The organism is Acidovorax benzenivorans, assembly GCF_028680575.1.
Lineage (GTDB): Bacteria > Pseudomonadota > Gammaproteobacteria > Burkholderiales > Burkholderiaceae_C > Acidovorax > Acidovorax benzenivorans.
Genome location: NZ_JAPCKI010000001.1, coordinates 411,781 through 436,030, shown reverse-complemented (window position 1 = coordinate 436,030; position 24,250 = coordinate 411,781). Strand labels below are relative to the sequence as shown.

The window sequence follows — 24,250 nt, the reverse complement described above, 5'->3', positions numbered from 1 at the left end:
TCAGATCATGGCAGATTTGTAGCCGATTGTGGCGCCTGCGCCTGCGGGCAGAACCCTTGCAAATCGCTCGGTGATGCCCAGGCGATCAGCGGCTCAATGCGCTACCACCTTGCCCCATTCGCGCTCGTAGCTGTGCACCAGCGCCTGGTTGGACAGCCGGTTCACATCGCCCGGCACCCGTGCCATGTCGAGCGGAAAGTCGAACAGCAGCGGCAACGATGGCGTGCTCAGAAACCGCAGCCCGCCCGGCAAGTGGTCGGGCAACCGCCAGGGCCTGCGGCTGGCAATGACGTAACCCCATTCGCCAAAGCTGGGCACATGGGCGTGGTACGGCGCCGTCTGCAGCCCCACCGATTCGATGGTCTGCACCACCGTCCAGTAGCTCTGGCGCGCCATCAGCGGCGAGGTGGTCTGCACCACGGCGTAGCCACTGGCTGCCAGCCGCTTATCGAGCAGCGCATAAAAGCTGTTGGTGTAGAGCTTGCCGATGGAGAAGTTGGTGGGGTCGGGAAAGTCCACCACGATGACATCAAAGGTACCTGTCCCTTCTTGCAGCCAGCCAAAGGCATCGGTGTTGACGATGGTCACCTTGGGGTCTTGCAAGGCGTTGCCGTTCAGCCGTGCCAGCGTGGGGTTCTCGCTGAAGATGCGGGTCATGGCCGGGTCCAGCTCGACCAGCGTGACGGACTCGACCGAGGGGTATTTGAGGATCTCGCGCACGGCCATGCCGTCGCCGCCGCCCAGCACCGCCACGCGCTTGGGCGCGCCGTGCGCGGCCATGGCGGGGTGCACCAGGGCCTCGTGGTAGCGGTACTCGTCGGACTCCGAAAACTGCAGGTTGCCGTTGAGGTACAGCCGGTGGCCATAGCGGCCCTGCGTGACCACGATGCGCTGGTAGGGCGTGGCCGTGGTGAAGATGATGCGGTCCTGGTAGAACTTGTCTTCGGCAAGGCTGGTGATCTGTTCGGCCCCCGCCAGCCCGGCCAGCAACAGGCCCACCACCATCAGGCAGGCGAACAAGTGGGCCTTCAGGCGTCGCAGCTCATGCCGAAACAGCCACACGGCCCACAGCGCCACGGCCGCGTTCATCAGCCCGAACAGCAGGCCCGTGCGGATAAGCCCCAGGTGTGGCACCAGCAGCAGCGGAAACGCCAGCGACACCGCCAGCGCGCCCAGGTAGTCGAACGTGAGCACCTGCGACACCAGGTCCTTGAGCACCACGTTGCGCTTCAAGATGCGCATGACCAGCGGAATCTCCAGCCCCACCAGCGTGCCCACCACCAGCACCATGCCGTACAGCAGAAACCGGAACGCCCCCGGCGCATACGCATTGGCCAGAAACAGCGTGGCGGGCAGCGCGCCACCGATCAGCGCCACCAGCAGCTCGATGCGCAAGAAATGCGCGGGCAGCTGCCGCTCGAAGTAGCGCGACAGCCACGAGCCCAGGCCCATGGCAAACAGGTAGGTGCCGATGATGGTGCTGAACTGCAGCACCGAGTCGCCCAGCACGTAAGACGCCAGCGCCCCCGCCGCCAGCTCGTACAGCAGGCCGCAGGCGGCCACGACGAACACGCTGATGAGCAGGGCGATGTCGATGGGGCGAGGGCCGGGGGATCGGTGCGGCGCCGCAGGTGCGGGCTCGGTAGCGGACAAGGTGGGAGGCGACAAGGCAGCGGTCAGCACACCCTGCGGGGCGCGCTGCTACGTTCATTCAGGCGATGGTGGCAAAGAAGCGCGTCAGTGGATGGCAGCCGCCACGATGATGCTGATGCCCAGACACATCGCCGCGACCACCAGGCCCAGGGCCTGGTTTTGCTTCTCGACGATCTCGCGCCACAGGTCATACGGCGTGATCTTGTCCACGATGACGAAGGCCAGCCAGAAAATGATGACGCCAATGATGGCGTACAGGATGGACCCAAGAAACGCTGCGGGTCTGAGCCATTCGAATCCCATCATGGTGTGATCTCCTTGAAATGTGTTGTCAGTGACAGTGACTGGTGAACGGAGGACAAGAACAAGCGGAACAAGCGCCGCGCTACTTGTGGCTGCCGCCCGACGAATATCCACCATACGAGCCCCCCGAGCTGCGGTAGCTGGAGGACGAGGAACAGTTTTCGACCCGGGGGTCGCAACTGGAGCAACGGCTCAGCAAGATCAGCAGGATCAGGATCACCACAGCGATCACGATGATGGTGCCGCAGCCCAGACCGGATTTGGCCACGAATGGGCCCGGATCGTCGCGCTGGAGTGCATCTTTCTTGTCGTCGAGCTTGAAGGCCTTGACCACCGTGTCGCTGGCCAGTTTGTCCCCCGCCGACCAGGTGATCTCGTTCGGGCTCTGCTCCATCGACAGCAGGCCCTTGCTGCTGGCAAAGTCGCGGTTGGTGGTCTTCTGGCCGCGTGTGACCTGCCAGTAAAACTCGCCCAGCACGTAAGTGGTTTCGGCCTCGTAGGTGTACTTGAGGTCGTACTTGGTGCCCATGTACGTGGCCGAGCGCCCGGTGGCCGCCATCTGCGGCGCGCCGGTAGTGGGGCGCACCATGCTCCAGCCTTCTTCGGAATCGACCAGGAACGCAAAACCGCGCTTCTGGTTGTAGAGCAGGTACTCGCTCCAGCCAAAGTGCTCGTCGTCACCGGGCTCCACGCCCATGCGATGCTGAAAGCCCACCACCTGCCAGTGCACGCCCTGCAGCTGACCCTTGCTGCCCAGCGGAATGAGGGGCTGCACGGGTTCGTCCTGCTCCGCCGAGCGCAACTCTCCGCCCACGCCACTGTCCAGGCTGATGATGCTGGCGCACGAGCCGCAGGTGATGCTCTTGGAGGTGGACAGCTGCACCTGCACCGGCGCGCCGCAGTGCGGGCAGTTGAACTGCCGGCCTTTTTCGTCCTTGGCCGATTCGTCCTTGAGGCCCTGCAGCTGCAGGTCTTCCAGCAACACCGCCTTGCCGCGCTCGACGTTGGGCGGGGTGTGGCCATAGTCGATGCTGACCACTTCGCCCTCGGCGCTGCGCAGCTCGACCATGCCGAAGGGCTGGCCCAGCGGCGGCAGCTTGGGCAGCTCGCCCTGGGCCGAGATCAGCTGCGCCTGGCCGGTGTAGGCCACGCTGTAGGGCTTGCCGTTGATGGCCGTAGTGGTGCCGATGCGAAAGCGCTCGGGCGCGGGCATCTCGCGGCCGGGGTCGATGGGGCGGGTGAAGACGTAGGCGCCGTTGTCCTCGCCCAGGGTGGCCAGCGTACCGTCATTCAGGAAGGCGGCCCACTCGGTCCACACACCCGCATCGCCCTTGTATTGCAGGCGGCCGACGAGGGTGAAAGGTACGTCCTTGCCATCGAGCTGGATGCGCCCGCTGGCCATGAGCTGCAGCGGGCTGTGGTCGTCGAACAGCTCGGCCATCTTGCCCAGGCGCGTGAGTACATCGCCACTGCGCACCACGGTGCTCTGGCAATAGCCGCAGACGGCGTGGGTGGACTGCGCGCTCTTGAACTCCACCGGCGCGCCACAGCCGGGGCAGGGCGCGCGGTAATAGCGCTGGGTGGGGTCGGTGGCCATCGTAGGGAGTGTTCTGCCCGCGCCGCGCTACACAGCTTTGAAGCCTTTTTGGCCTCTAGCGCTTATCCCTCCAGCGCAAGCAGCTATTTTTATGATAGCAATCGATCCGATCGATCAGACGAGTTTTTTGAGCAGTTCGGCCTTCTTGGCGTCGAACTCTTCCTGCGTGAGGATGCCCTTGGACTTGAGTTCGCCCAGCTTCTCCAGCGTGGCCATCACGTCCTCAGGCTTGACGCCCACCGCAGCGGCGGCTGCCGCTGCAGCAGGTGCTGCCTGCGCGGCAGCGCCGCCACCTTGCAGGCCTTGCTGCAGGTTCTGCGCCAGCACCTGGCCCAGCGCCACCCCCGCGCCCAGGCCCATGGCATCGCCTGCAATACCACCACCATTGCCCGCGCCTTCGGCGAACTTGGGGATGGCTTGCGCGGTCTGGTATTGCATGAACTTGGCCATGTCGTTGCCGACCATGCCCATGCCGATCTTCTGGTCGAGGATCTTCTGCAGCTCCTCGGGCAGCGAGACGTTCTGCACCGTGAGGGACTCGATCAAGATGCCCAGCTTGGCGAAGATGGGCGCGAGTTCCTTGGTCAGTGCATCGGCAAACATGACCTGGTTGGCCGCCAGGTCCAGGAAGGGCAGACCGCTGCCCGCAATGGCGTTGCTGATGTTCTGCAGCACCAGGCCACGCAGCTGGCCCTCAAGGTCGGCCACGGGGTAGATCTCGCGCGTGCCCGAGATCTCGGTGTGGAACAGCTTGGGGTCGGCAATGCGGAACGCGTAGTTGCCGAACGCGCGCAGGCGCACGGCGCCAAAGTCCTTGTCGCGGATCGTGATGGGCTGGGGCGTGCCCCATTTCTGGTCGATCTGCTGGCGTGTGCTGAAGAAGTACACATCGCTCTTGAACGGGGACTCGAAGAGCTTGTCCCAGTTCTTCAGGTACGTGAGCACCGGCAGCGTCTGCGTGGTGAGCTTGTAGGTGCCGGGACCAAACACGTCGGCCACCTGGCCTTCGTTCACGAAGATGGCCATCTGCGACTCGCGCACCACCAGCGTGCCGCCGTTCTGGATTTCCATGTCGCGCATGGGGAAGCGCCAGGCCAGCGTGCCGTCCCCCTCTTCGGTCCATTGAATGATGTCAATGAACTGTTTCTTGATGAAGTCCATGAGGGCCATGTGTGCTCCCAAAGCAAAAGAGGGGGTTGAAAAGAGCGGCCATCATAGCAACGGGGGCTTTGGTGGCAGCGGCTTTTTTCAGTGGCCGAACGTGAACTAGTTCACGCGCAGAACCAGTCTGTTTGGGATAAATGCGGGGACAAGTGCCCCCGCGCTTCGCAAGGCGCCATTGGATAGTGGCTATCTGCGCTTTAGCGATGATCAATTGGTCTTCGCTATTGAGAATAACTACCATTCAACCATGCCTGCTGCACCACCGCAGGCTCTGTTGAAAACCAGAAGCCAGGAGTCCGCCATGTCCCGCATCCGCCACGTCGCCCGCCAGAACCAAACCATGCTGATGAAGACGGGCAGCTACTACCTGATCCACATCTGCGTGGCCGCCCTGGTGGCCTATGCCGTCACCGGCAACCTGTGGGCCTCGCTCACGTTGAGCCTGCTGGAGCCCACGGTGCAGGCGGTGGCCTTCTTCTTCCACGAAAAGGCGTGGGACCGGGCGGGCCAGCGCGCCGCGCGCCAAAGCGCCACCCCATCGCCCAACAGCAGCCTTGCCACGCAGGGCGCCTGAACACCACCGCCAGGAGCATCACCATGTACACCATTCCACTGCGCAGCCGCACCGCCACAGGGTTGGCCTTTCAACGCTGGCTGGTCCACCGCCTGGCGGGGCTGGCCCATACCGGTTGAGCCCGCTGCCGCACCTTGATGCCCGCTCCAGAAACAGCCATGCCCCGTCCAGCGGGGCATGTGGAGCTACGGGGCGCAAAAAACCCCTTATTGGGCAGCGCTCAGAAGGTGCGAATGAATCCGGCGTGGCCGAGCGGGCATGGCGGGCTCGTTCACACCTTCTTAGGCTTTCACATCCAGCAATGAGCCCATCATTTCGTCCTGCGTCTTGATGGTCTGCAGATTGGCCTTGAACGCGTAGGTGGCCGACATTTGCTCCACCGCCTCCTGCTCCAGCGCCACGCCCTTGGCGTCCTGTTCGCGCTGCACGGTGGCGCGCACACCGGCGCTTTCGGCCACTTCTTCTTGTGCGACCACCTCGCGGCGGTAGCCGGGGGTGTTCATGTTGGCCACGTTGTTGGCCGACGCGTCCAGCCGCAACTGGGCGGCCTGAAGGCCTGAACTGCCGATGGAGGAAATGCTGGCCATGGGCGCTGCTCCCGATGTCACACAATGTTGCAAAGAAGGTGAATTGTCCGCCCCGCCGCAGCCACTGGCAAGCCTTGACCTGGCAATGACCCTGTCAGCGACCGGGCCGGTGTGCATCCTCCAGGCATTGCGCAAACGCTTGGGCCGCGCGGGCAGGCGCGGGTGACCGGCGCATCAGGCTCACAAACTGGCAGTGGTAGTGGAACAGCGCCGGGTTCACGGCCTGCATGCGGCCCTGGCGCTCGAAGGCCTCGGCGTAGTGGTCGGGCAAGAACCCCAGAAAGCGGCCTGACAGGATCAGCGTGGCGATGGATTCCTGGTCAAACCCCGTGGCCGCGCGCTGCAGCCGGGCCTGGTGGCTCAGCTCCATGTTGGGCGAGTGGTAGCCCAGCCCCGCAAACTGGTAGCCGCGCACTGCGTGCCAGTCGGCCGGAGGCGATGACGCCCCAAACAGCGGGTGGCCCGCGCCGCAGTACAGCAGCATGGTCTCGCCAAACAGGTCGGTGTAGGCCAGGCTTTGCGAGCTGCGATGCGCAGGGATGATGCCCACCTGGTAGCTGCCGTCGATGACGCCACGCTCGATGGCGTTGATGGAGCCCACATGCAGTTGCAACTGCACATCGGGCGCCTGGGCAGTGAACGCGGCGATGGCCTCGCCAATGCGGGCCGCCGGGTTGCTGGCGGTCTTGTCGAACACCGCCACCGCCAGCTGCCCGCCCATGCGCGAATGGATGTCGTCGATGCTGTCGCGAAAGCTGCGCACCGAGGCCAACAGGCGCAGCGTTTCGTCGTACACCCGCTGCCCTTCGGCCGTGAGGGCAAACCCCGCCCGCCCCCGGCGGCACAGTGTGAGGCCCAGGCGGGCTTCCAGGTCCTTGATGTGGCGGCTGACGGTGCTGGTGCCGATGTTCAGCTCCAGCTCGGCGGCAGACATGCCGCCGCACTCCACCACCGCCTTGAACACTTGCAGCAGGCGCAGGTCCATGTCGCTGAGCTGGCCCAGCACCGCGCGGTGTTTGGCGGGGTTGGCAGAGGGCAACGCGGTCGGCGCCTTTACTTGCATAAAACCTCAAGTAAACATTGATATTGCATTATTTGAGAGATTAACACCCGCCCCAACAATGGCACCTTCGGCCCGCCTGTCTGGGCCCGATCCATTGCCCACCACTTGCACTTGCCAGGAGAACGCCATGAGCTTCGCCGTCATCGACCCCAATCCCGCCGCCGCTGTGCGCACCGACGCCGCCTGGCTCGACGCCCACTGGATGCCCTTTACGGGCAACCGCAACTTCAAGGCCAAGCCGCGCATGATCGTGAGCGGCCAGGGCGCCTACTACACCGATGCAGAGGGTCGCAAGATTTTTGACGGCCTCTCGGGCCTGTGGTGCTCGGGTCTGGGCCATGGCCGCAAGGAAGTGGCCGAAGCCATTGGCCGTGCCGCCGCCACGCTCGACTATTCGCCTGCGTTCCAATTCGGCCACCCCGCCTCGTTTGCGCTGGCCAACAAGCTCAAAGAGCTGACGCCTGCGGGCCTCGACTACGTGTTCTTCACCGGCTCGGGCTCTGAATCGGCCGACACCTCGCTGAAGATGGCCCGCGCCTACTGGCGTGCCAAGGGCCAGGGCACCAAGACCCGCCTCATCGGCCGCGAGAAGGGCTACCACGGCGTGAACTACGGCGGCATCTCGGTGGGCGGCATCATGGGCAACCGCAAGACCTTCGGCCAGGGCATCGAGGCCGACCACATTCCGCACACCCAGCCGCCAGTGGGCACCTTCCAGAAGGGCATGGCCGAAGAAGGCGGCCGTGCATTGGCCGACAAGTTGCTGGACGTGATCGCGCTGCACGACGCATCGAACATCGCCGCCGTCATCGTGGAGCCCTTCTCGGGCTCGGCCGGTGTGGTGATCCCGCCCAAGGGCTACCTGGAACGCATCCGCGAGATCTGCACGCAGAACAACATCCTGCTGATTTTTGATGAAGTCATCACTGGCTTTGGCCGCTGCGGCGCCTGGACGGGCTCCGAGGCTTTTGGTGTGACGCCCGACATCCTGAACTTTGCCAAGCAGGTGACCAACGGCGCTCAGCCGCTGGGCGGCGTGATCGCCACCAAGGAGATCTACGACACCTTCATCAACCAGGGCGGACCCGAGTACATGCTCGAATTCCCGCACGGATACACCTACTCGGCCCACCCGGTGGCCTGTGCGGCGGGCAACGCGGTGCTCGACATCCTGCAAAAGGAAGACATGCCCGGCCGCGTGAAGGCGCTGGCACCCTACTTTGAGAACGCCGTGCATGGACTCAAGGGCGCCAAGCATGTGGCCGACATTCGCAACTATGGCCTGGCTGCCGGTATCACCATCAGCGCGCTGCCCGGTGAGCCCGCCAAGCGCCCGTACGAGATCGCCATGAAGTGCTGGGAGAAGGGCTTTTACGTGCGTTATGGCGGCGACACCATCCAGCTCGCGCCCCCGTTCATCAGCACCGAGGCTGAGATTGACCGCATGGTCAGCGCGCTGGGCGATTCCCTGCAAGAAACGGCATAAGCCGCCAGGCCCTGCCCATGCGCATCTCCATCCTCACCTTCGACGCCTTCAACGACCTCGACTCGCTGGTGGCGTTTGGCATGCTCAACCGCATCGCCCTGTTGGGCGACAAGAACTGGCAGGTGCGCATTGCCAGCCCCACGCCCCGCATCACGTCCATGAACGGCCTGACCATCGACGCGCATGAAGACCTCAGCCAGTTGGCCCAGGCCGATGCGGTGCTGGTGGGCAGCGGCATGAAGACGCGCGAGGTGGCCAACACCCCGGCGCTGATGGACCCACTGCGCGTGCTCAACCCCGCACGCCAGCTGCTGGCGGCGCAGTGCTCTGGCACCTACCTGCTGGGCCGCCTGGGCCTGCTGGGCGGCACCCCTGCCTGCACGGACCTGACCAGCAGGCCCTGGGTGGTGGAGTCTGGCGTGGACGTGGTGCCCCGCGCCTTTGCCGCCCACGGCAATGTGGCCACGGCCGGTGGGTGCCTGGCATCGCAGTACCTGGTGGCGTGGCTGATCGCCCGTCTGAAGGGGCTGGACGCCGCGCGCGAGGTGCTGCACTACTTTGCCCCGGTGGGCGAGAAGCAGGAATTCATCGACCGGGCCTTGGGGCACGTGCTGCCCACGTTGGAGACCCAGGCTGCTGCGGCTTGAATACTATTAATTTGATAGCTGCTAGCGCTTATTGAATAAGCGCCAGAGGCCATTTTTACTTGAAATCACCATGAACCACGACAAGAACGTCACCACCACCGTTGGCCACCTGATTGACGGCAAGCTCGTTGCCGACACAGAGCGCACGCAGCCTGTGTTCAACCCCGCCACCGGCCAGTCGACCACCAGCGTGGCGCTGGCGAGCAAAGCCACGGTGGAAGCCGCCATCGCATCCGCCGAGGCCGCCTTCCCGGCCTGGCGCAACACCCCGCCGCTCAAGCGCGCGCGCGTGATGAGCAAGCTGAAGGTCCTGCTCGAAGACAACGCCGACAAGATCGCCGCCCTGATCACCGCCGAACACGGCAAGGTGCTGGCCGATGCGCATGGCGAGCTGCAGCGCGGCATTGAAAACGTGGAATACGCCAGCTACGCACCCGAGCTGCTCAAGGGCGAGCACAGCCGCAACGTGGGCCCCAACATCGACAGCTGGAGCGAGTTCCAGGCGCTGGGCGTCACTGCGGGCATCACGCCCTTCAACTTCCCGGCCATGGTGCCGCTGTGGATGTGGCCCATGGCCGTGGCATGTGGCAACACCTTTGTGCTCAAGCCTTCGGAACGCGACCCGTCGTCCACGCTGTTCATCGCCCAGCTCGCGCTCGAAGCCGGTTTGCCGCCGGGTGTGCTCAACGTTGTCAACGGCGACAAGGTGGCTGTCGATACGCTGCTGCGCGACCCGCGCGTCAAGGCAGTGAGCTTTGTGGGCTCCACCCCCATTGCAGAATACATCTACGCCGAAGGCTGCAAACACGGCAAGCGCGTGCAGGCCCTGGGCGGCGCCAAGAACCACGCTGTGCTGATGCCCGACGCGGATGTGGGCAACGCCGTGAGCGCCCTGATGGGCGCGGCCTACGGATCGTGCGGCGAGCGCTGCATGGCCATCCCGCTGCTGGTGGCCGTGGGTGACGCGGTGGGTGATGCCGTGATTGCGGGCCTGAAGACCGAAATCGCCAAGATGAAGGTCGGCCCCGGCACCGACAACAGCAACGACATGGGCCCGCTGGTCACCAAGCAACACTTTGAAAAGGTGAAGGGCTATGTGGACCAAGGCGTGGCCGAAGGCGCCACACTGGTGGTCGATGGCCGTGGCGTGCAAGTGGCTGCAGGCCACGAGAACGGCTACTTCCTGGGCGCCTGCCTGTTCGACAACGTCAAGCCCGGCATGAAGATCTACCAGGAAGAAATCTTCGGCCCCGTGCTCGGCGTGGTGCGCGTGAAGACGCTGCAGGAAGCCATGCAGCTCATCAACGACCACGAGTACGGCAACGGCACCTGCATCTTCACCCGCGACGGCGAGGCCGCCCGCTACTTCACCGACCACATCCAGGTCGGCATGGTGGGCGTGAACGTGCCCCTGCCCGTGCCAGTGGCCTACCACTCGTTTGGTGGCTGGAAGCGCAGCCTGTTTGGCGACCTGCACGCCTACGGGCCTGATGCCGTGCGTTTCTACACCAAGCGCAAGACGATCACGCAGCGCTGGCCGTCGGCCGGTGTGCGCGAAGGGGCTGTGTTCAGCTTCCCGAGCAGCCGCTGACCGATCCGGCTCGGCATGAGGCTGGGCCGCCTGTGCATCCGGCGGGCCTGCCCGCGCAGGCGACTCCCGATCCTTGGCGGGCAGGCGCCGCGTCGTGCAAAAGCGAGTAGCAGCCCCGCTGTCTGCTTGCTGCGTGAACAATGCCACAGAGGTTCGGCGTGGATGCCACAGTTGCTCGTAACTCCTCTAGTGAAAAAACAGCATTCCGATACACTCCGCTGATATCAATATGGGGAGGGCTCGCGCAGGCTTTGCCCACTCTTCATCGCAGCCCCCATTTTCAGCAAGGGTTTCATCATGGCAAACATCAACGGCACAGCGGCGAACAACTCTCTCAGCGGCACGGCGCTCGACGACGTCATTGACGGTAAGGAAGGCAACGACACCCTCAATGGCCTTGCAGGCAACGACATTCTTGTCGGTGGCGAAGGCAATGATGTATTGAACGGCGGCGTAGGTGCCGACCTGATGATCGGCGGCAACGGAAACGACACCTACAGCGTGGACAACGTTGGCGATTCGGTGAGCGAAGGCGGCGGAGAGGGTATTGATCTTGTGCAAGTCACGCTGGCAGCAGGGATCTACACACTGGATGCCAACGTAGAAAACGCGACAGCCATGGGCGCCAGCTTGATCAACATCGCGGGCAACGGGCTCGACAACGTGCTGACGGGCAATACCGGCAGCAATCAGCTCTTTGGCGCAGGTGGCAACGACACGCTGGATGGCGGCACAGGTGTTGACTACATGGAGGGTGGCACGGGCAATGACACCTACGTCGTTGACAACATCAGCGACACCGTCAGCGAAATAGGCGGCGACGGCACGGACTTGGTGCAGGTCAAGCTGGCTTCGGGTATTCATACCCTGGGCGCCGATATCGAAAACGGCCAGGTCATGGGCTCCAGCGCTGCAGGGATCACCGGCAACGCACTCGACAACAAGCTGACTGGCAGCAGCGGCGCCAACACGCTCACAGGTCTTGATGGCAACGACACGCTCGACGGCGGCGCGGGCAACGACCGACTCATCGGCGGCGTGGGCGACGATATCTACATCGTGAATGCCGCAGGCGACGTCATTGTCGAAGCCGCTGGTGAAGGTGCTGACCATGTGCAAGTGGCCTTCACCTCGGCTGGCACCTACGTGTTGTCGGACAACATCGAAACCGCCACCGTCACCTCCGCAGCCCAAGGCGTCAATATCACTGGCAACTTCCAGGCCAACCTGCTGACGGGCAGCGTGCTCAACAACGTGCTCTCGGGCGGTGGCGGCAACGACACGCTGGTGGGCCTGAGCGGCAACGACACGCTGGACGGCGGCGCAGGCGCCGACCGCGCCATCATCAACGGCAATTTCAGTGACTTCGTCATCACCGCCGCTCCCACCAGCACCACGGGCGATATCCAGCTCAAAAGCCTGACGCAGACCATCATCATCCGCGGCCTGGAAGTCCTCCAGTTCAACGATGGCGACAAGATCGTGGCAGACCTGAGCGTTCCCACCAATGGTGACGACTACCTCACCGTAACGCCCGGCGCGGCCATCAATGCGCTGGCGGGCAATGACACTGTCATCGGCTCGGCGGGTGACGACACGATCGACGGCGGCAAGGGCAACGACCTGATGGTCGGCGGCCTCGGCAACGACACCTACTACTTGGACTCCTTGCTGGACAGCCCGGTGGAGAACCCCGGCGAAGGCGTCAACGACGGCATTTTCCTGTCCGTCGCCTCTGGCACCTATGTGCTGCCCACCGAAGTGGAATGGATCCAGGTGACGTCCACGGGCGCGGTGAACGTCACCGGCCACAACGGAGCACCCAATAACATCAAGGGCGGCACCGGCGCCAACATCCTCACAGGCGGCGACGGCGACGACACGCTGGACGGCGGCCTGGGCAATGACAAGCTCATTGGCGGTGCGGGCAATGATTGGTATGTGGTGAACGCGGCGGGCGACGTCATCACGGAAAACGTCAACGAAGGTACCGACTGGGTGGATGTGCAATTCACTGCAGCAGGCACCTATGTCCTGTCGGCCAACATCGAGAATGCCTTTGGCACGGGCTCGGTCAACGTCAACATCACCGGCAACAGCATCGACAACATGCTGCAGGGCAATGATGGCAACAACATCCTCTTGGGTGGTGAAGGCAACGACACCCTGTGGGGCAGCCTGGGCAATGACACCATGGACGGTGGCATCGGCTCCCTGGACATGGCCGACCTGAGCAGCCTCCCGGGCACTTCTGCGAACTGGACTGCCTCGCGCATCAACGCTACGGACATCAAGCTCACGTATACAGGCGCACCAGGCACGTCTGTCGTGCTGCGCAACATGGAGTTCGTCAAGTTCAGCGATATCACCACCTCTCCGACGGAGCTGGTGGCCAACGCGAGCACGCCTTTCGCCGACAATCTCACGGTCATCGGCAGCCCGGGCACGCTGGACGGTGGTGCGGGCAACGACACGCTGCATGGCGGCGCAGGCAACGACACGCTGATCGGCGGCACCGGCAACGACATCATGTATGGCGGCGGTGGCAACGACACCTACTATGTGGATTCGGCCAGTGACGTGATCGTGGAAAACGCTGACGAATTCCCTGGAGACAACGGGGATACGGTCATCGTCACCATGACGACGGGCACCTACGCGCTGGGCCTTGGCAACGACCTCGAGATCGGCATCATCCAGTCCACCGGCGCGGTGAACCTGACCGGCAATGAGCTGGACAACACCCTGACTGGCGGCAACGGCGCCAACATCCTCATCGGAGGAGCAGGCAACGACACCATCAATGGCGGCTTGGGCGCCGACGTGCTCACCGGCGGTGCTGGCAATGACGAATTCGTGTTCAGCACCACGATCAGCAGCACCAACATCGACAAGATCACGGACTTTGTCGTGGGCGAAGACCACATCACTATCGACCTGTCCGGCACCCCCTACGGCGGTGTGCTGGGCGGGGCCGATCTGGACATTACGACCAGCACCTATTTCCGCTACAACGCAGCTACGGGTGCCCTGATGTTCGACTCCGATGGTTTTGGCTTTGGCCAGGCCAGCATCAATATCGCCATCCTGGGCACCACCACACACCCAGCGTTCCTGCTGGCCGCTGACGTCACCATCATTGGCTGACCCGGGCGGTGGGGCTCACAGCCCAGCCTCCCCCCAAAAACTGATTCGGCGCAATGCCGCTTAGCTAAGTCTGAGCGGCATTTTTCTTGATGGGGTACTGTGTCTTGGTCATGCGCACGGCGCGTGGGTATCTTCGTTCGGAGCGACGAAGGGGAAAGACAAAGCGGCGAATGTTCTGACGCATGGCCTGCATGCTTGGCCGGGATCGATCCAGGTGCGGAACGGCTTGAACGCCACAGCCACTCGTCCGTGATCTAACACAGGGCAGTGCTGGTGCTGATGCGACAAGGCTCGACCTTGGCCTCATCCGCAATGCGCGATCTCCAAGCGGATCAAGTTGTACATCAGCAAGGTGGCCTGCCACTGTTGCTCGATGCCATCGGGTGCAGGCTGCGCAGGGTCATGGCCTGGCGCAGCATGTCGGTCTTGATCTCCCAGTATGCGAGCTCTATCGCGCAGCGTTCGTGGTGCAGCGCGAACACCCCACCCAACGCTCCGACGTTCGCAATCAGTCAGTAAGGGCAATAGCGTGCGTGGCTTGCCATCGATTTCACGGGCGATGGCGCGCCATCCCAGCTCAGCAGCAGACTCGGGCCCGTCTTGCACGCCTGCTGGTGCTGCAAGGGCCACATCAGGCCTGCCAAGCAAAAGCCTTTGTCCACGATCACCAGGGAGTAGTCTGCGGGCAATTGCGACCACAGCCGCTGCACCAGCCGTGTACTTGCTGGTGCCATAGGCGTTCAGGCTGGCCTCCACCAGCAGGTGTACGTGCCCGCGCGTCAAGCACGCAGGCCATGCGCACCAGCGAGAACGGGCTCTGATGCTCCGCGTGGTTGCGTTGCCCGCCACAGCGCAGACGATTCTCAGGCGCGTCCAGTCCGAGCAGGTGGGGTGGCAACTACAGGGCACTATCGAAGCAGCCTGTTCACCACGGCAATGCCCGCTCCTTCATCGCTGCCCGCAAGGGCCTGCAAACGTACATAGGCCACAAGCATTTCGTAGCGCGCGCGCGCCAGGTCGCGTTGAGCCTGGGCCTTTTTCTGGTCAGCGTTAAATACATCCACCAGGGTGCGCACACCGCCGTGCATGGATTTGCGGCTGGACTGGGCCAGTCGCTCCGCCGAGCGTTCAGCCTGCTCCAGAGCTGCCACTCGCACACGGCCTTCAGTGACATTGCGATATTCGATCGTGATGCGCAGGGCCAGATCTCGGCGCGCAGCCTCCAGCAACTCCTCGGCCTGGATCCGGCGGGCCACAGCCTCGCGCATGGCAGCGCTCACGTATCCACCCGAGTACAACGGCACGCTGAGCTGAACACCGATGGTGCGATTGAGGTACCGCGTGGCCGGTGAGGTGACATTTTCGCTATCGCTGCGACTCCACTGCGCCACGGCATCCAGTGTGGGCATGTGGCCTGCGCTGGCTTTGTCCACCTCAAGCCGGGCAGTTTCGAGCCGCGCCCGCAATTGACCCAATTCGGGGCTGCGCGACTCAGCCTGCGTTAACCAGTCTTCTATGCTGCTGGAGGGAGGGCTCCAAGTGGTCAGCAGGTCCACAGCCAACGAACGCAGCGCTGCCAGACTCACGGGAGCATTAATGAGCAAGGCTAGCTGACGCTGGGCAAAGCCCTGCTGCTGGCGTGCCTCCAGTTCCTGCGCCAATGCCATATCGAGTCGTGCCTGAGCTTCATCAATGTCGGTGCGGGTGCCGCTGCCGCCCGCGAATTGCTTGAGGGCGGCATCGAGCTGGGTACTAGTGGCCGCCTTTTGCGCATCAATGAAGGCCAGCTGATCACGAGCGAACAAGATCTGAGTGTAAGCCTCGGTCACTCGCACGGCCAAGTTCTGCGTTTCTTTCTGCAGCCCGGCCTCCACGTCGTTGCGCTGGGCTTGAGCCTGCTCGATAGTCACTGCAATGGTCTTACGATACAGAGGCTGGCGCACCGTAAGCGTGGTGTTCCTGCTGGGATAGCGGTCATTGACGGTGACCTCCTGGCCCAGAAGATTGGGCTGCATGCGGTCCAGATTATTGCGCTGGTAGCCCGCACTCATGCTCACGCTGGGATACCGCTGTGCCTTGGCCTGGTTGATGCGCTCATCGCTGGCCTGCAATCCGGCGCGCGCAGCGCGGGTAGTGGCGTCCTGTAACAAGGCGGCCTCATAGGCCTCCTGCAGGTCCATCGCACAAGCAGGCGCAACCGCCAAAATGGCCACACAGGCGAGAACAGCGCAAGCCGAGGGTCGTCGCGCCATCATTCCTCCTTCAGCGAACCGGCCATGCGCTTGAGCAAGGGCGCTGCCAAATAGATCAGCAAACTGCGTTCACCGGTCTTGATGACGATTTCGGCGGGCATGCCAGGCTGCAACTGGCGGCTGCCGAGCACCCTCAGGCCCTCGGGCGTGAGCTTGAGGCGTGCAAGGTAGTAGCTGATATTGGTTTGTGTGTCGGTCAACAGATCGCCCGACACCGAGGTCACTTGTCCCTGCACCACCAGCTGGGGCGCATGCGCAAAGGAGGCAAACCTCACATCCGCAGCGAGACCCGCATGCACACGATCCACCAGATGCGGTGCCACGCGCGCCTCCAGCACCAGTGGCTCGCCCGGGGGCACGATGGACACGATCTGTTGCCCCGGCTGCACCACGGCACCCACCGTCTGCACAGCCAATCCAACCACCTGACCAGCAGCCGGCGAACGGACTTCGGTGCGCGCCAACTCACCCTGCAGCGCGCTGTAGCGCTTGCCTTCGGGTTCAACATCACGCGCAGTCTCGGCTAGGACCGTTGCGACTTCTTTGCGGTATTCTTGCTTGCGCGAAAGAATCTTCTGGCGCAGCTCGGCCACTGTGCGCTGGCTGCGGGCCGTATTGCCCAGTAGCTCGGTGATGGCGAGGTTGGCATCAGCCGTCTGCCGCTCCAGTTCCAGCTGCCGGTTGCGCGGAGCATAGCCCTCCTTTACCAGTTCACGCGTATGGCCCAATTCATCTTGCAAGAGGGCGAACTGGGCGCGGCGACTTCCCACCATGCCCGCGTAGGCCTGTAGGAGTGCATTCAAACCCTGAATGTTCTCCTCCATTCCCTGTACATCGGCGTGCAGCGCTGCGCGGCGTGATTGCAGCAACTGCGTCTGGTTGTCCATCAACTGGCGGATTTGCGCTTCCGATTGGGCTGCCGTCAACAGATCCTGCGCAAAAAGCGGCGTGTCCGAGCCTGCCTTTTCGGCCTCCAGCCGACCTTGCATGGCGCGCAGGGTGAAGTAACGCAGGCGCGACGTCTCGTAGTTCGCGCGGGTGGTGGCATCGTCCAAAACGATGAGAGGTTGGCCATCCCGCACGGTCTCGCCCTCGCGCACAAGCACCTGGCGCACGATGCCACCCGACAGGTGCTGCACTACCTTGCGCTTGGTATCCAGCGCGACCATTCCCTGAGTTGGCACACCTTCGTCCAGCGGAGCGAACGCCGCCCAGAGCAGAAAACCGCCTAGCCCCAGACCCAATGCCCACAAACCAATGCGTGCGGCGCGGCCTGTGTCGGTGGGAGGCTCCAGCAGAGGAGGGGTCGTCAAGGGTGTGGACATAAATTGGTTCGGGAAATAAATCAGGCAGGCAAAGCCTGCGGAGCGGCAGACACGGACCTCAGTTGAGCAAGCACTGCGTCGCGCGGCCCCTGCTCACGCAGGTGGCCTTCGTGCAGTACCCACAGCTGGTCGGCCAGCGCGAGCGCCCCCGCACGATGTGTGATGAGCAAAACAGTGGCTCCACGTGCAGTGAGCTTGCGCAGTGTCTGCAGCAGCGCGGCCTCGCCCGCGTCGTCAAGATGGGAGTTGGGTTCGTCGAGTACGACGAGATCGGGCTCCCCGTACAACGCACGCGCCAGCGCGATGCGCTGGCGCTGGCCACCCGAAAGCGAGCGCCCCCCCTCACCCACGGGCGTGTCGTAGCCCTTGGGCAAGCGTAGCACCATGTCGTGCAGACCGGCAGCCTGCGCCGCGGCCACGACCAGCGAAGCATCAACGACACCGTTCACCACCTGAAAGCGCGCAATGTTTTCCGCAACGGTGCCATTGAACAGCGCGGTTTCCTGCGGCAAGTAACCCGCCGCGTGCAGACTACCCATCACCAAGTCGCCGCCCGTCACGGGCCACGCGCCCGCCAGCACGCGCGCCAACGTGGACTTGCCGGAGCCCGACGCCCCCAGCACCACTGTCAGGGTGCCAGGCTGCAACGTGAAATCCAACCCATGCAGGATGTCCTGAGCACGCCCCCCCGGTGGGGCCACGCGAAGACCGCGGGCAACAACCGGGCCTATCAGGCCAGACGCTTTTCGCACACCATGTGTCGATGCCCCGGCAGGGTAGTCCGCCAGCAGTTTCGCCAGGCGCCGATATGCTGCACGTGCGCCCAGCAGGCCGCGCCATACACCCACCAGTTGGTCGATAGGTGCCAGCGCGCGCGCCATCAGCACATTTGCGGCAATCATCGCACCCGGCGTAAGCTCCCCTTGGATGACCAGAATGGCGCCTACAGCCAATGATGCAGTCTGCTGCGCGTAGCGCACATACTTGCTCCACGCCGTGATCCGGTGCGTGAGCCCCTGCAGCGCCACGTGACGCTCGGCTGCACGGGCGTGAAGTCCAAGCCACCGCTGCCGCAAAGGGGATGCCATGCCCAGTGCCTCGACGGCCTCGGCATTGCGCAACTTACCTTGAAGGTAGCTGTTCGACTCCGCTTGCGCCTGCGACAGCGCCTGGGCGGGCGCGATCGTGCGCCGCTGGCCCAGCCACGCCAGCGCGGCCTGAACGAGCGCGAAGCCGATAGCCACCACGCCCAGCAGCGGGTGCAGCAGGAACAGCGCAGCCACATACACCAAAGCCCAAGGCAGGTCGCAGAACGCCAGAATGCCAGGCCCAGTAAGGAACTGACGCAGCTCGGTCCAATCAGTAAAGGGCTGAGCCCGTTGTGCCTCGGGCTCGCGCGCACTGCGAGCAAAGGCGGCGGAGCATATGCTCGGGCCCAGGGTCGCATCTAGCCTTGCCCCCAGACGTACTAGCAAACGAGCACGCATGGCATCGGCAAAGCCCATGGCGACAAACAGGAAGAGCGCGATCAGCGACACCGCAAGCAGCGTTAGCTCGCTGCGGCTGACCATTACGCGGTCGTACACCTGGAGCATGTACAGCGTGGGCGTGAGCAACAACACACTGACCACCATGCTGAAAAGGATCACCACGATCCATGCACGGCGCTGGGCCCGCACGGCCTGAGCGATCTCATCGCGCGGAGGATTCCTAAAGATACTCATGTCGCAGTGGCCACGGAGTTGTTGTTCTGATTGGCCTTTTGAAGTGCGGCAAGTACCTCATCGCGCGGACCGAAAGCGCGCTGCGCGCCGCCAAACAGCACCAGTGCCTTGTCTGCCACAGCCAGCACTCCGGGAAGATGGGTCATGACGACCACCGTTGCACCACGCGCCTTGGTGTGGGCAATGGCTTGGCCCAGCGCCTGATTGCCAGCCTCGTCCAGGCTCGCATTTGGCTCGTCCAGCACCACGAACGCGGGCGCACCATACAACGCACGCGCTAAGGCTACACGCTGGCGTTGGCCGCCGGAGAGCATCACGCCCTCGTCTCCCACCGGGGTATCGTAGCCTTGAGGCAGGGCCGTGATCCAATCGTGCAGTCCTACTGCACGCGCGGCTTCCTGCAATGCACCGGCGTCCGGTTCGCCAAAGCGGGCGATATTCTCGCCCAGCGTTCCCGCCAGCAGTTCCACGCTTTGCGGCAGATAGCCCAGGTGTGGCCCCAGTTCCTCCTTGTTCCAGGCACTGACATCGGCGCCATCGAGTCGCACATTGCCCGCCAAAGGTGGCCACAGCCCCACGAGCATGCGAGCCAGCGTGGTCTTGCCAGAAGCGGAAGGGCCAATCACTGCAATCACTTCGCCTGGTTGCAGGCTGAACGAGATCTGGCGCAGCATGGGAGGGCCGCCGGCCGATGCTGAAGCCGTCAGGCCCTCCACCGCCACATGACCCCGGGGCGCGGGGAGGGACATGGAAGGCGCTCCAGCGGGCAGACGTTCCAGCAGATCCGACAGGCGCTGCCATGCGAGCCGCGCCTGCACCACCTGGCGCCATTGCGACACCAGTTGCACCAGCGGTGAGAGCACGCGCGCGCCCAGCACGGAACTGACGATGAGCATGCCACCACCACCTGGCAACTCGTCGCGCAGCAACAACCATGCCCCCAAACCCAGCAACGCTGAAGAGAGCGTGGTTTGCAGCCCCCGGCCCAGCGCCTGATACAGGCCTGCGTTGTCTGATGCACGGGCCTGCAGCGCCATTGCCTCCCGGTGCAGACGCAGCCAGCGCGCCTGCAGATCGGGAGCCATGCCCAGCGCAGCCACCACTTCGGCATGGCGCAAAGTGCCATCCACATAGGTTCGCGCCTGGATGTCAGCCTGGTTGGCGCGTGCCAGAGGCTCAGCGGTGCTACGTTCGTTGAGCCAGGAGATGAGCGCCTGGACAAGCGCAAGAGCCAGCGCCACCCAACCAAGGACAGGCTGGATCAGGAACAGGGCCACAAGTGCGACCAGAGCGACGGGAGACTCCAGCGCCGCCGCCAATGCGCCGCCATGGAAGGTATCCCGCAGCGTTCGCAGATCTGCGAGGGGCTGCGTGCCCAGCGTCAGGCCCTTTTTGAGATAGGCGGACTGCGTGGCCTCAAACACCCGCGGAGCCAGCTGGGCGTCGAACGCGCTACCCGCTTCCCGCAGGGTCTCGGAACGTACCCATTCCAGCACCTCCATCACGGCCAATGCCAACAACGCCATCAGGGTGAGCATGGCAAGCGTCATGGTGTTGCGGCTGTCCACCACGCGGCCATACACCTCGAACATGTACACCGTAGGCACCAGTACCAGCACCCCTGCGAGCACGGAAAACACAAAAGCCCGCCGCAATGCGGGCGTCCGCCGCGCAAGGGCCAGCGCGACTTCGGCGGGAGCAGTCATTTACAACAAACTATTTGGAAAAGAAGAGAGCCGCACCCATGGTCTCGTCTGCACTGGTGGTCACCATGCTCAGCGCATTCTTGGCGGTGTTCAGCGTGGCAACGCCGTTGAACTGGGTGGAGGCTCCATCGGAACAGGTCTCTTTGACAGCAGCAGTGTAGGCGCTGGCGTTAGCCATGGCGCCCAGAGTCCCTGTATAGGTACAGCCGGTGGTACTGTTCCCCGACACGGCGCCAGATGCCGCGACGGTCCAATTCACGCTCTGCGCATTGCTGCCGACCGTCGCCTTCCACGCACCTGCCACGTCGGCCTGTACGGCAGAAGTCGTCAATGCGTCGATTTGCGCCAGAGTCAGCCCACCGACCGGCAGGCCGGTCAGGCTCAGGGATTTTGACGCGGACGTACTCCACTGGCCGCTCACGCTCGTGGCTGCCGTGTTCTGCCCCAGCGCATAGGCCTTGCCTGCCAGTGCGCCACTGTCCTGCGCCGTGAGCTTAACGAGGCGACTAGCGTCATTCGCCAGGAGCCATACCGTGGCCGACGCATTCGACGAGGGCAGCCCGATGGCGGTATAGGCTGACGCGCTGCCAGCTGCAGTGGTCCAACGACCTTGCACCTGTGCTGATGGACTTGACTCCGACGCCCCATCCCCGCCGCCTCCACCACCGCAGGCTGTGAGAGCAGAGGCCAGCAGGATAGAGAGGGTCAAAGAGAGGTTTTTTTGCACGGTAGAAGTTCCCTGTGTGTAAGTGTGAAGCATTTTCGGCGACCGCCTGAGCTGGGCAGACGGCTGAGGCTATTGAGACAGTCGTTTCAAAGAAGAGTTGGACCTCAGAACCAAAACCCGTGAGGCATATCCGGCGCCTGCCCCGTAATCGACAGCACCATGTGACCCGGCGCACCAGGGTCCGTGATGATCCCGTCCACCTTCCCGTCTGTATCAAACTGCCCTCCGTCCTCAATGTGGAAGTCCAGCCGCACTCGCCCCCCTTCCATAACCATCTTGCCCCCGTAGGGCTCGCTGGCGATGTTCACCCATTGGCCGCTGGCATTCTCTTTCCAGTATCCATTCACTCCCAGCGCCGGGTCCACGTACAGGCTGAAGTTCTCTCCTGTCTTGCCTTGCCCCAGCTCTACCGTGAAGCTCACCAACCCGATGGGCATTTGCATGCCCGCAGGCAGGTCGGTCGGCGCGTCCTTTTGCGTCAGGCTGGTGATGCGCGCGTTGTCGTTGCCGCTACCTACTTTGCCGTCCTGGCTGCTGGCCACCAGGGTGGTGAAGGTGGGTGGTGAGCTACCGGGGTTGCTCTCTCCTGTGGGACTGAGCACGAACCCGATGGAGCCCACTGAAGGCTGTTCGCTGTCCTTGATTCCGTCTCCGTTGCCATCTCCAAAGATGGTGGTGCCACCGGGGCCAGGGATGCCTGGGGTCTGGTCTTCCACGGCGTTGGGAATACCGTCGTTGTCGGGCACTCCGGGCGTCGGCGTCGGGGTGGGTGTAGGAGGGTCCGGGATCGGGTCGGGGTCTGCAGGGGTGAGGTTGGTCACTGCCCGGGCAGAGAAGCTAACGGCATCATTGCCTGCCGCGTCCTGCACAGCATTGGCATCGTTGCCTGCCGTGGGATCGGTGTAGGCGACGGTGACGGTCTGGCCGGCACCCACGGCGTAGGCGAGGGTCAGGGTGACGGTCTTGGCGGCAGCGTTGACTGCCACGCCGGTGACGGCATTGGCGAAGCCTCCTACGACCACGGCGAAGGCGCTGCCTGGGGCCGTGTTCACTGCGTCCAGTGTGGTCGCTTCCGTGTAGCTCAGCACCAGTTGGTTGGCCGTCACGGTGGCTGTGTTCTCCACGGGGGGGGTTGTGTCCAGTGTGTTGTTGGTGACCGGGGTCACACCCAGGCTGGCGGCATCGTTGCCCTGGACGTCCTGGATGGCGTTGGCGTCGTTGCCTGCCGTGGGGTCTGTGTAGGCCACGGTGACTACTTCGGCAAACCCTACCGGCGTCGCCAAGGTCAAGGTCACAGTTTTGGCGGAGCCGTTCACGGCCACGCCAGTCACGGCATTGGCAACACCTCCGGAGACCACGGAGAAGGCACCAGTGCCTGCCACGTTGACTGCGTCCAGGTCGCTGGCATCGGTGTAGGTGAGGACAAGACTGCTGCCATTGGCGCTGGCCGAGGCCCAGACAGGAGCGTTCGGGTCGTTGCCGGCCACAGTAACACCGTTGCCAAACAGGTCGGCAATGACCACGACAGTGGCCGCACCGGTATTCCAGTCTTCCAGCATGCCAATGTTGTAGGTCGTTGTGTCGGTGGATGACGTTCCGTCCTTGTTCATGCGCAAAGCCAGTGCAGCACGGTCGGTGGCACTCATGGTGAGCGTGAAACTGGTGTTGGACGTGATGTCCACGTTGGACGTGTCGGTCAGGGTGTAGTTGAACGCGCCTTGCCCCAGCAGGCGGATGCGGTTAGCGGTAATGTCATTGTTCGCACCACTAAGACTCAGGAAGTTGCTACCGGTAACAACCAGCACGCCGGTGCCAACGTTGTAGGTGGCGCTGGTGACGGTGGGGGCAACGACATTGCTCACCGTGATGTCGTTGCCGGTGAGGTCGGCGATGACCACCGCCGCGTCGGCACCCACGTTCCAGTCTTCGGCTGCAATGAGGTTGTAGGTATTGGCACTGGTGGAGCTGGTGCCGTTCTTGTTCATGATGAGATTGGCGCCCAGCCTGTCCCCTGCGCTCAGGCTCAAGGTGAAGCTGGTGGCGGAGGTGATCTCCACGCTGGCCGTGGTGGTCAGCGTGTAGCTGGCACCGCCTTCGCCCTGCAGGCTGAATTTGTTGGCCACGATGTCGTTGACGGCGCCCGTGAGGCCGGAGAACCCGGTGCCGGTGACAACGAGCGCTCCGGTGCTTGCTTCATAGGTCGCGGATGTGATGCTGGGTACCGCGACGTTGCTCACGGTGAGCGCATTGGTGGCGTCGGCGATGTTGCCCCCTGTGACCACGCTATTCCAGTCGTCGGCCGCTGCGAGGTTGTAGGTGCTGCCGCCCGTGGAGGTGGTTCCGTTCTTGTTGAACAGCGTTTCGACGGCTGCGATGTCTGCGCCCGAGAGGGTGACGCTGAAGCTGGTGGCCGAGGTCACTTCCACATTGCCTGTAGTGCTCAGAACGCGGGTCGCTGCCCCCTCTCCGACGAGGGTGAGTTTGCTGACGGTGATGTCGTTGGTGACGCCGATGGTCTCGACCAGGCCGGTGCCTGTGACGGTCAGCAGGTGGGTACTGGCATCGTAGGTGGCGCCGGTGATAGTGGGGGCCACGACGTTGCTGACGGTGACACCATTGCCAGTCAGGTCGGCACTCGATGTGGTGGTCGCGTCCCAATTGGCGGCCGCTGCCAGGTTAAAGGTGGTAGTGTCCACCGCGCTGG

General features: G+C 63.6%; 18 protein-coding genes. 5 read left to right on the top strand and 13 right to left on the bottom strand.

Translation table 11 applies throughout. The annotated features are described in order from the left end of the window. Positions 1 to 93: 93 nt before the first annotated feature. The 4 genes from OIN59_RS02015 to OIN59_RS02000 all read right to left on the bottom strand — a co-directional run bounded on the left by OIN59_RS02015 (position 94) and on the right by OIN59_RS02000 (position 4,723). Positions 94 to 1,653, bottom strand: a complete 1,560-nt coding sequence (locus tag OIN59_RS02015) for a polyamine aminopropyltransferase (protein WP_274106624.1) — start codon at positions 1,651 to 1,653, stop codon at positions 94 to 96. Between the two features lie 84 nt (positions 1,654 to 1,737). Beyond that, the gene (locus OIN59_RS02010) at positions 1,738 to 1,956 is read right to left on the bottom strand and encodes a DUF350 domain-containing protein (protein ID WP_274107155.1); all 219 of its coding nucleotides are present in this window, start codon (positions 1,954 to 1,956) and stop codon (positions 1,738 to 1,740) included. An 82-nt stretch (positions 1,957 to 2,038) separates the two neighbouring features. Further along, positions 2,039 to 3,553: a DUF4178 domain-containing protein gene (locus OIN59_RS02005; protein WP_274106622.1), complete on the bottom strand. Its 1,515-nt coding sequence runs from the start codon at positions 3,551 to 3,553 to the stop codon at positions 2,039 to 2,041. Positions 3,554 to 3,667: 114 nt separating this feature from the next. After that, positions 3,668 to 4,723: an SPFH domain-containing protein gene (locus tag OIN59_RS02000; protein WP_274106620.1), complete on the bottom strand. Its 1,056-nt coding sequence runs from the start codon at positions 4,721 to 4,723 to the stop codon at positions 3,668 to 3,670. A 295-nt stretch (positions 4,724 to 5,018) separates the two neighbouring features. On the opposite strand from OIN59_RS02000, the gene OIN59_RS01995 reads away from it, so the two are divergent. Beyond that, positions 5,019 to 5,291, top strand: a complete 273-nt coding sequence (locus tag OIN59_RS01995) for a DUF2061 domain-containing protein (protein ID WP_274106618.1) — start codon at positions 5,019 to 5,021, stop codon at positions 5,289 to 5,291. Between the two features lie 281 nt (positions 5,292 to 5,572). Here the strand turns inward: OIN59_RS01995 and OIN59_RS01990 are convergent, their stop codons facing one another. Both OIN59_RS01990 and OIN59_RS01985 read right to left on the bottom strand, forming a co-directional pair. Further along, entirely contained in the window at positions 5,573 to 5,878 is a 306-nt protein-coding gene (locus OIN59_RS01990) for a flagellar basal body protein (RefSeq protein WP_015016359.1), read from the bottom strand. 94 nt (positions 5,879 to 5,972) lie between these two features. Then, on the bottom strand, positions 5,973 to 6,941 hold the full coding sequence (locus OIN59_RS01985; protein WP_274106614.1) for a LysR family transcriptional regulator: 969 nt from the start codon (positions 6,939 to 6,941) through the stop codon (positions 5,973 to 5,975). Between the two features lie 127 nt (positions 6,942 to 7,068). Between OIN59_RS01985 and OIN59_RS01980 the strand changes: the two genes are divergently transcribed. The 4 genes from OIN59_RS01980 to OIN59_RS01965 all read left to right on the top strand — a co-directional run bounded on the left by OIN59_RS01980 (position 7,069) and on the right by OIN59_RS01965 (position 13,812). Further along, positions 7,069 to 8,427, top strand: a complete 1,359-nt coding sequence (locus OIN59_RS01980) for an aspartate aminotransferase family protein (protein WP_274106612.1) — start codon at positions 7,069 to 7,071, stop codon at positions 8,425 to 8,427. Positions 8,428 to 8,444: 17 nt separating this feature from the next. Next, positions 8,445 to 9,074 carry a DJ-1/PfpI family protein gene (locus OIN59_RS01975; protein ID WP_274106610.1) on the top strand — a complete coding sequence of 210 codons (630 nt, stop codon included), beginning with the start codon at positions 8,445 to 8,447 and terminating at the stop codon, positions 9,072 to 9,074. 70 nt (positions 9,075 to 9,144) lie between these two features. Further along, entirely contained in the window at positions 9,145 to 10,665 is a 1,521-nt protein-coding gene (locus OIN59_RS01970; RefSeq protein ID WP_274106608.1) for a CoA-acylating methylmalonate-semialdehyde dehydrogenase, read from the top strand. A 297-nt stretch (positions 10,666 to 10,962) separates the two neighbouring features. Then, complete coding sequence (locus OIN59_RS01965) at positions 10,963 to 13,812, top strand: calcium-binding protein (RefSeq protein WP_274106606.1); 2,850 nt, start codon at positions 10,963 to 10,965, stop codon at positions 13,810 to 13,812. 512 nt (positions 13,813 to 14,324) lie between these two features. Here the strand turns inward: OIN59_RS01965 and OIN59_RS01960 are convergent. The 7 genes from OIN59_RS01960 to OIN59_RS01930 form a co-directional block, all read right to left on the bottom strand. Then, complete coding sequence (locus tag OIN59_RS01960; RefSeq protein WP_274106604.1) at positions 14,325 to 14,546, bottom strand: hypothetical protein; 222 nt, start codon at positions 14,544 to 14,546, stop codon at positions 14,325 to 14,327. 174 nt (positions 14,547 to 14,720) lie between these two features. Beyond that, positions 14,721 to 15,992, bottom strand: a complete 1,272-nt coding sequence (locus tag OIN59_RS01955; protein ID WP_274106602.1) for a TolC family outer membrane protein — start codon at positions 15,990 to 15,992, stop codon at positions 14,721 to 14,723. A gap of 71 nt (positions 15,993 to 16,063) precedes the next feature. Further along, entirely contained in the window at positions 16,064 to 17,377 is a 1,314-nt protein-coding gene (locus OIN59_RS01950; RefSeq protein WP_274106600.1) for an HlyD family type I secretion periplasmic adaptor subunit, read from the bottom strand. Positions 17,378 to 17,409: 32 nt separating this feature from the next. Further along, on the bottom strand, positions 17,410 to 19,113 hold the full coding sequence (locus OIN59_RS01945) for a type I secretion system permease/ATPase (RefSeq protein ID WP_274106598.1): 1,704 nt from the start codon (positions 19,111 to 19,113) through the stop codon (positions 17,410 to 17,412). Further along, positions 19,110 to 20,819, bottom strand: a complete 1,710-nt coding sequence (locus OIN59_RS01940; RefSeq protein ID WP_274106596.1) for a type I secretion system permease/ATPase — start codon at positions 20,817 to 20,819, stop codon at positions 19,110 to 19,112. Before OIN59_RS01940 ends, OIN59_RS01945 begins: the two co-directional genes overlap by 4 nt. 10 nt (positions 20,820 to 20,829) lie before the next feature. Further along, positions 20,830 to 21,546, bottom strand: coding sequence for a hypothetical protein (locus OIN59_RS01935; RefSeq protein WP_274106594.1), 717 nt, complete (start codon positions 21,544 to 21,546; stop codon positions 20,830 to 20,832). Positions 21,547 to 21,650: 104 nt separating this feature from the next. Next, positions 21,651 to 24,250 (bottom strand): SwmB domain-containing protein (locus tag OIN59_RS01930; RefSeq protein ID WP_274106592.1); only part of this gene is annotated, 2,600 nt, incomplete at its 5' end.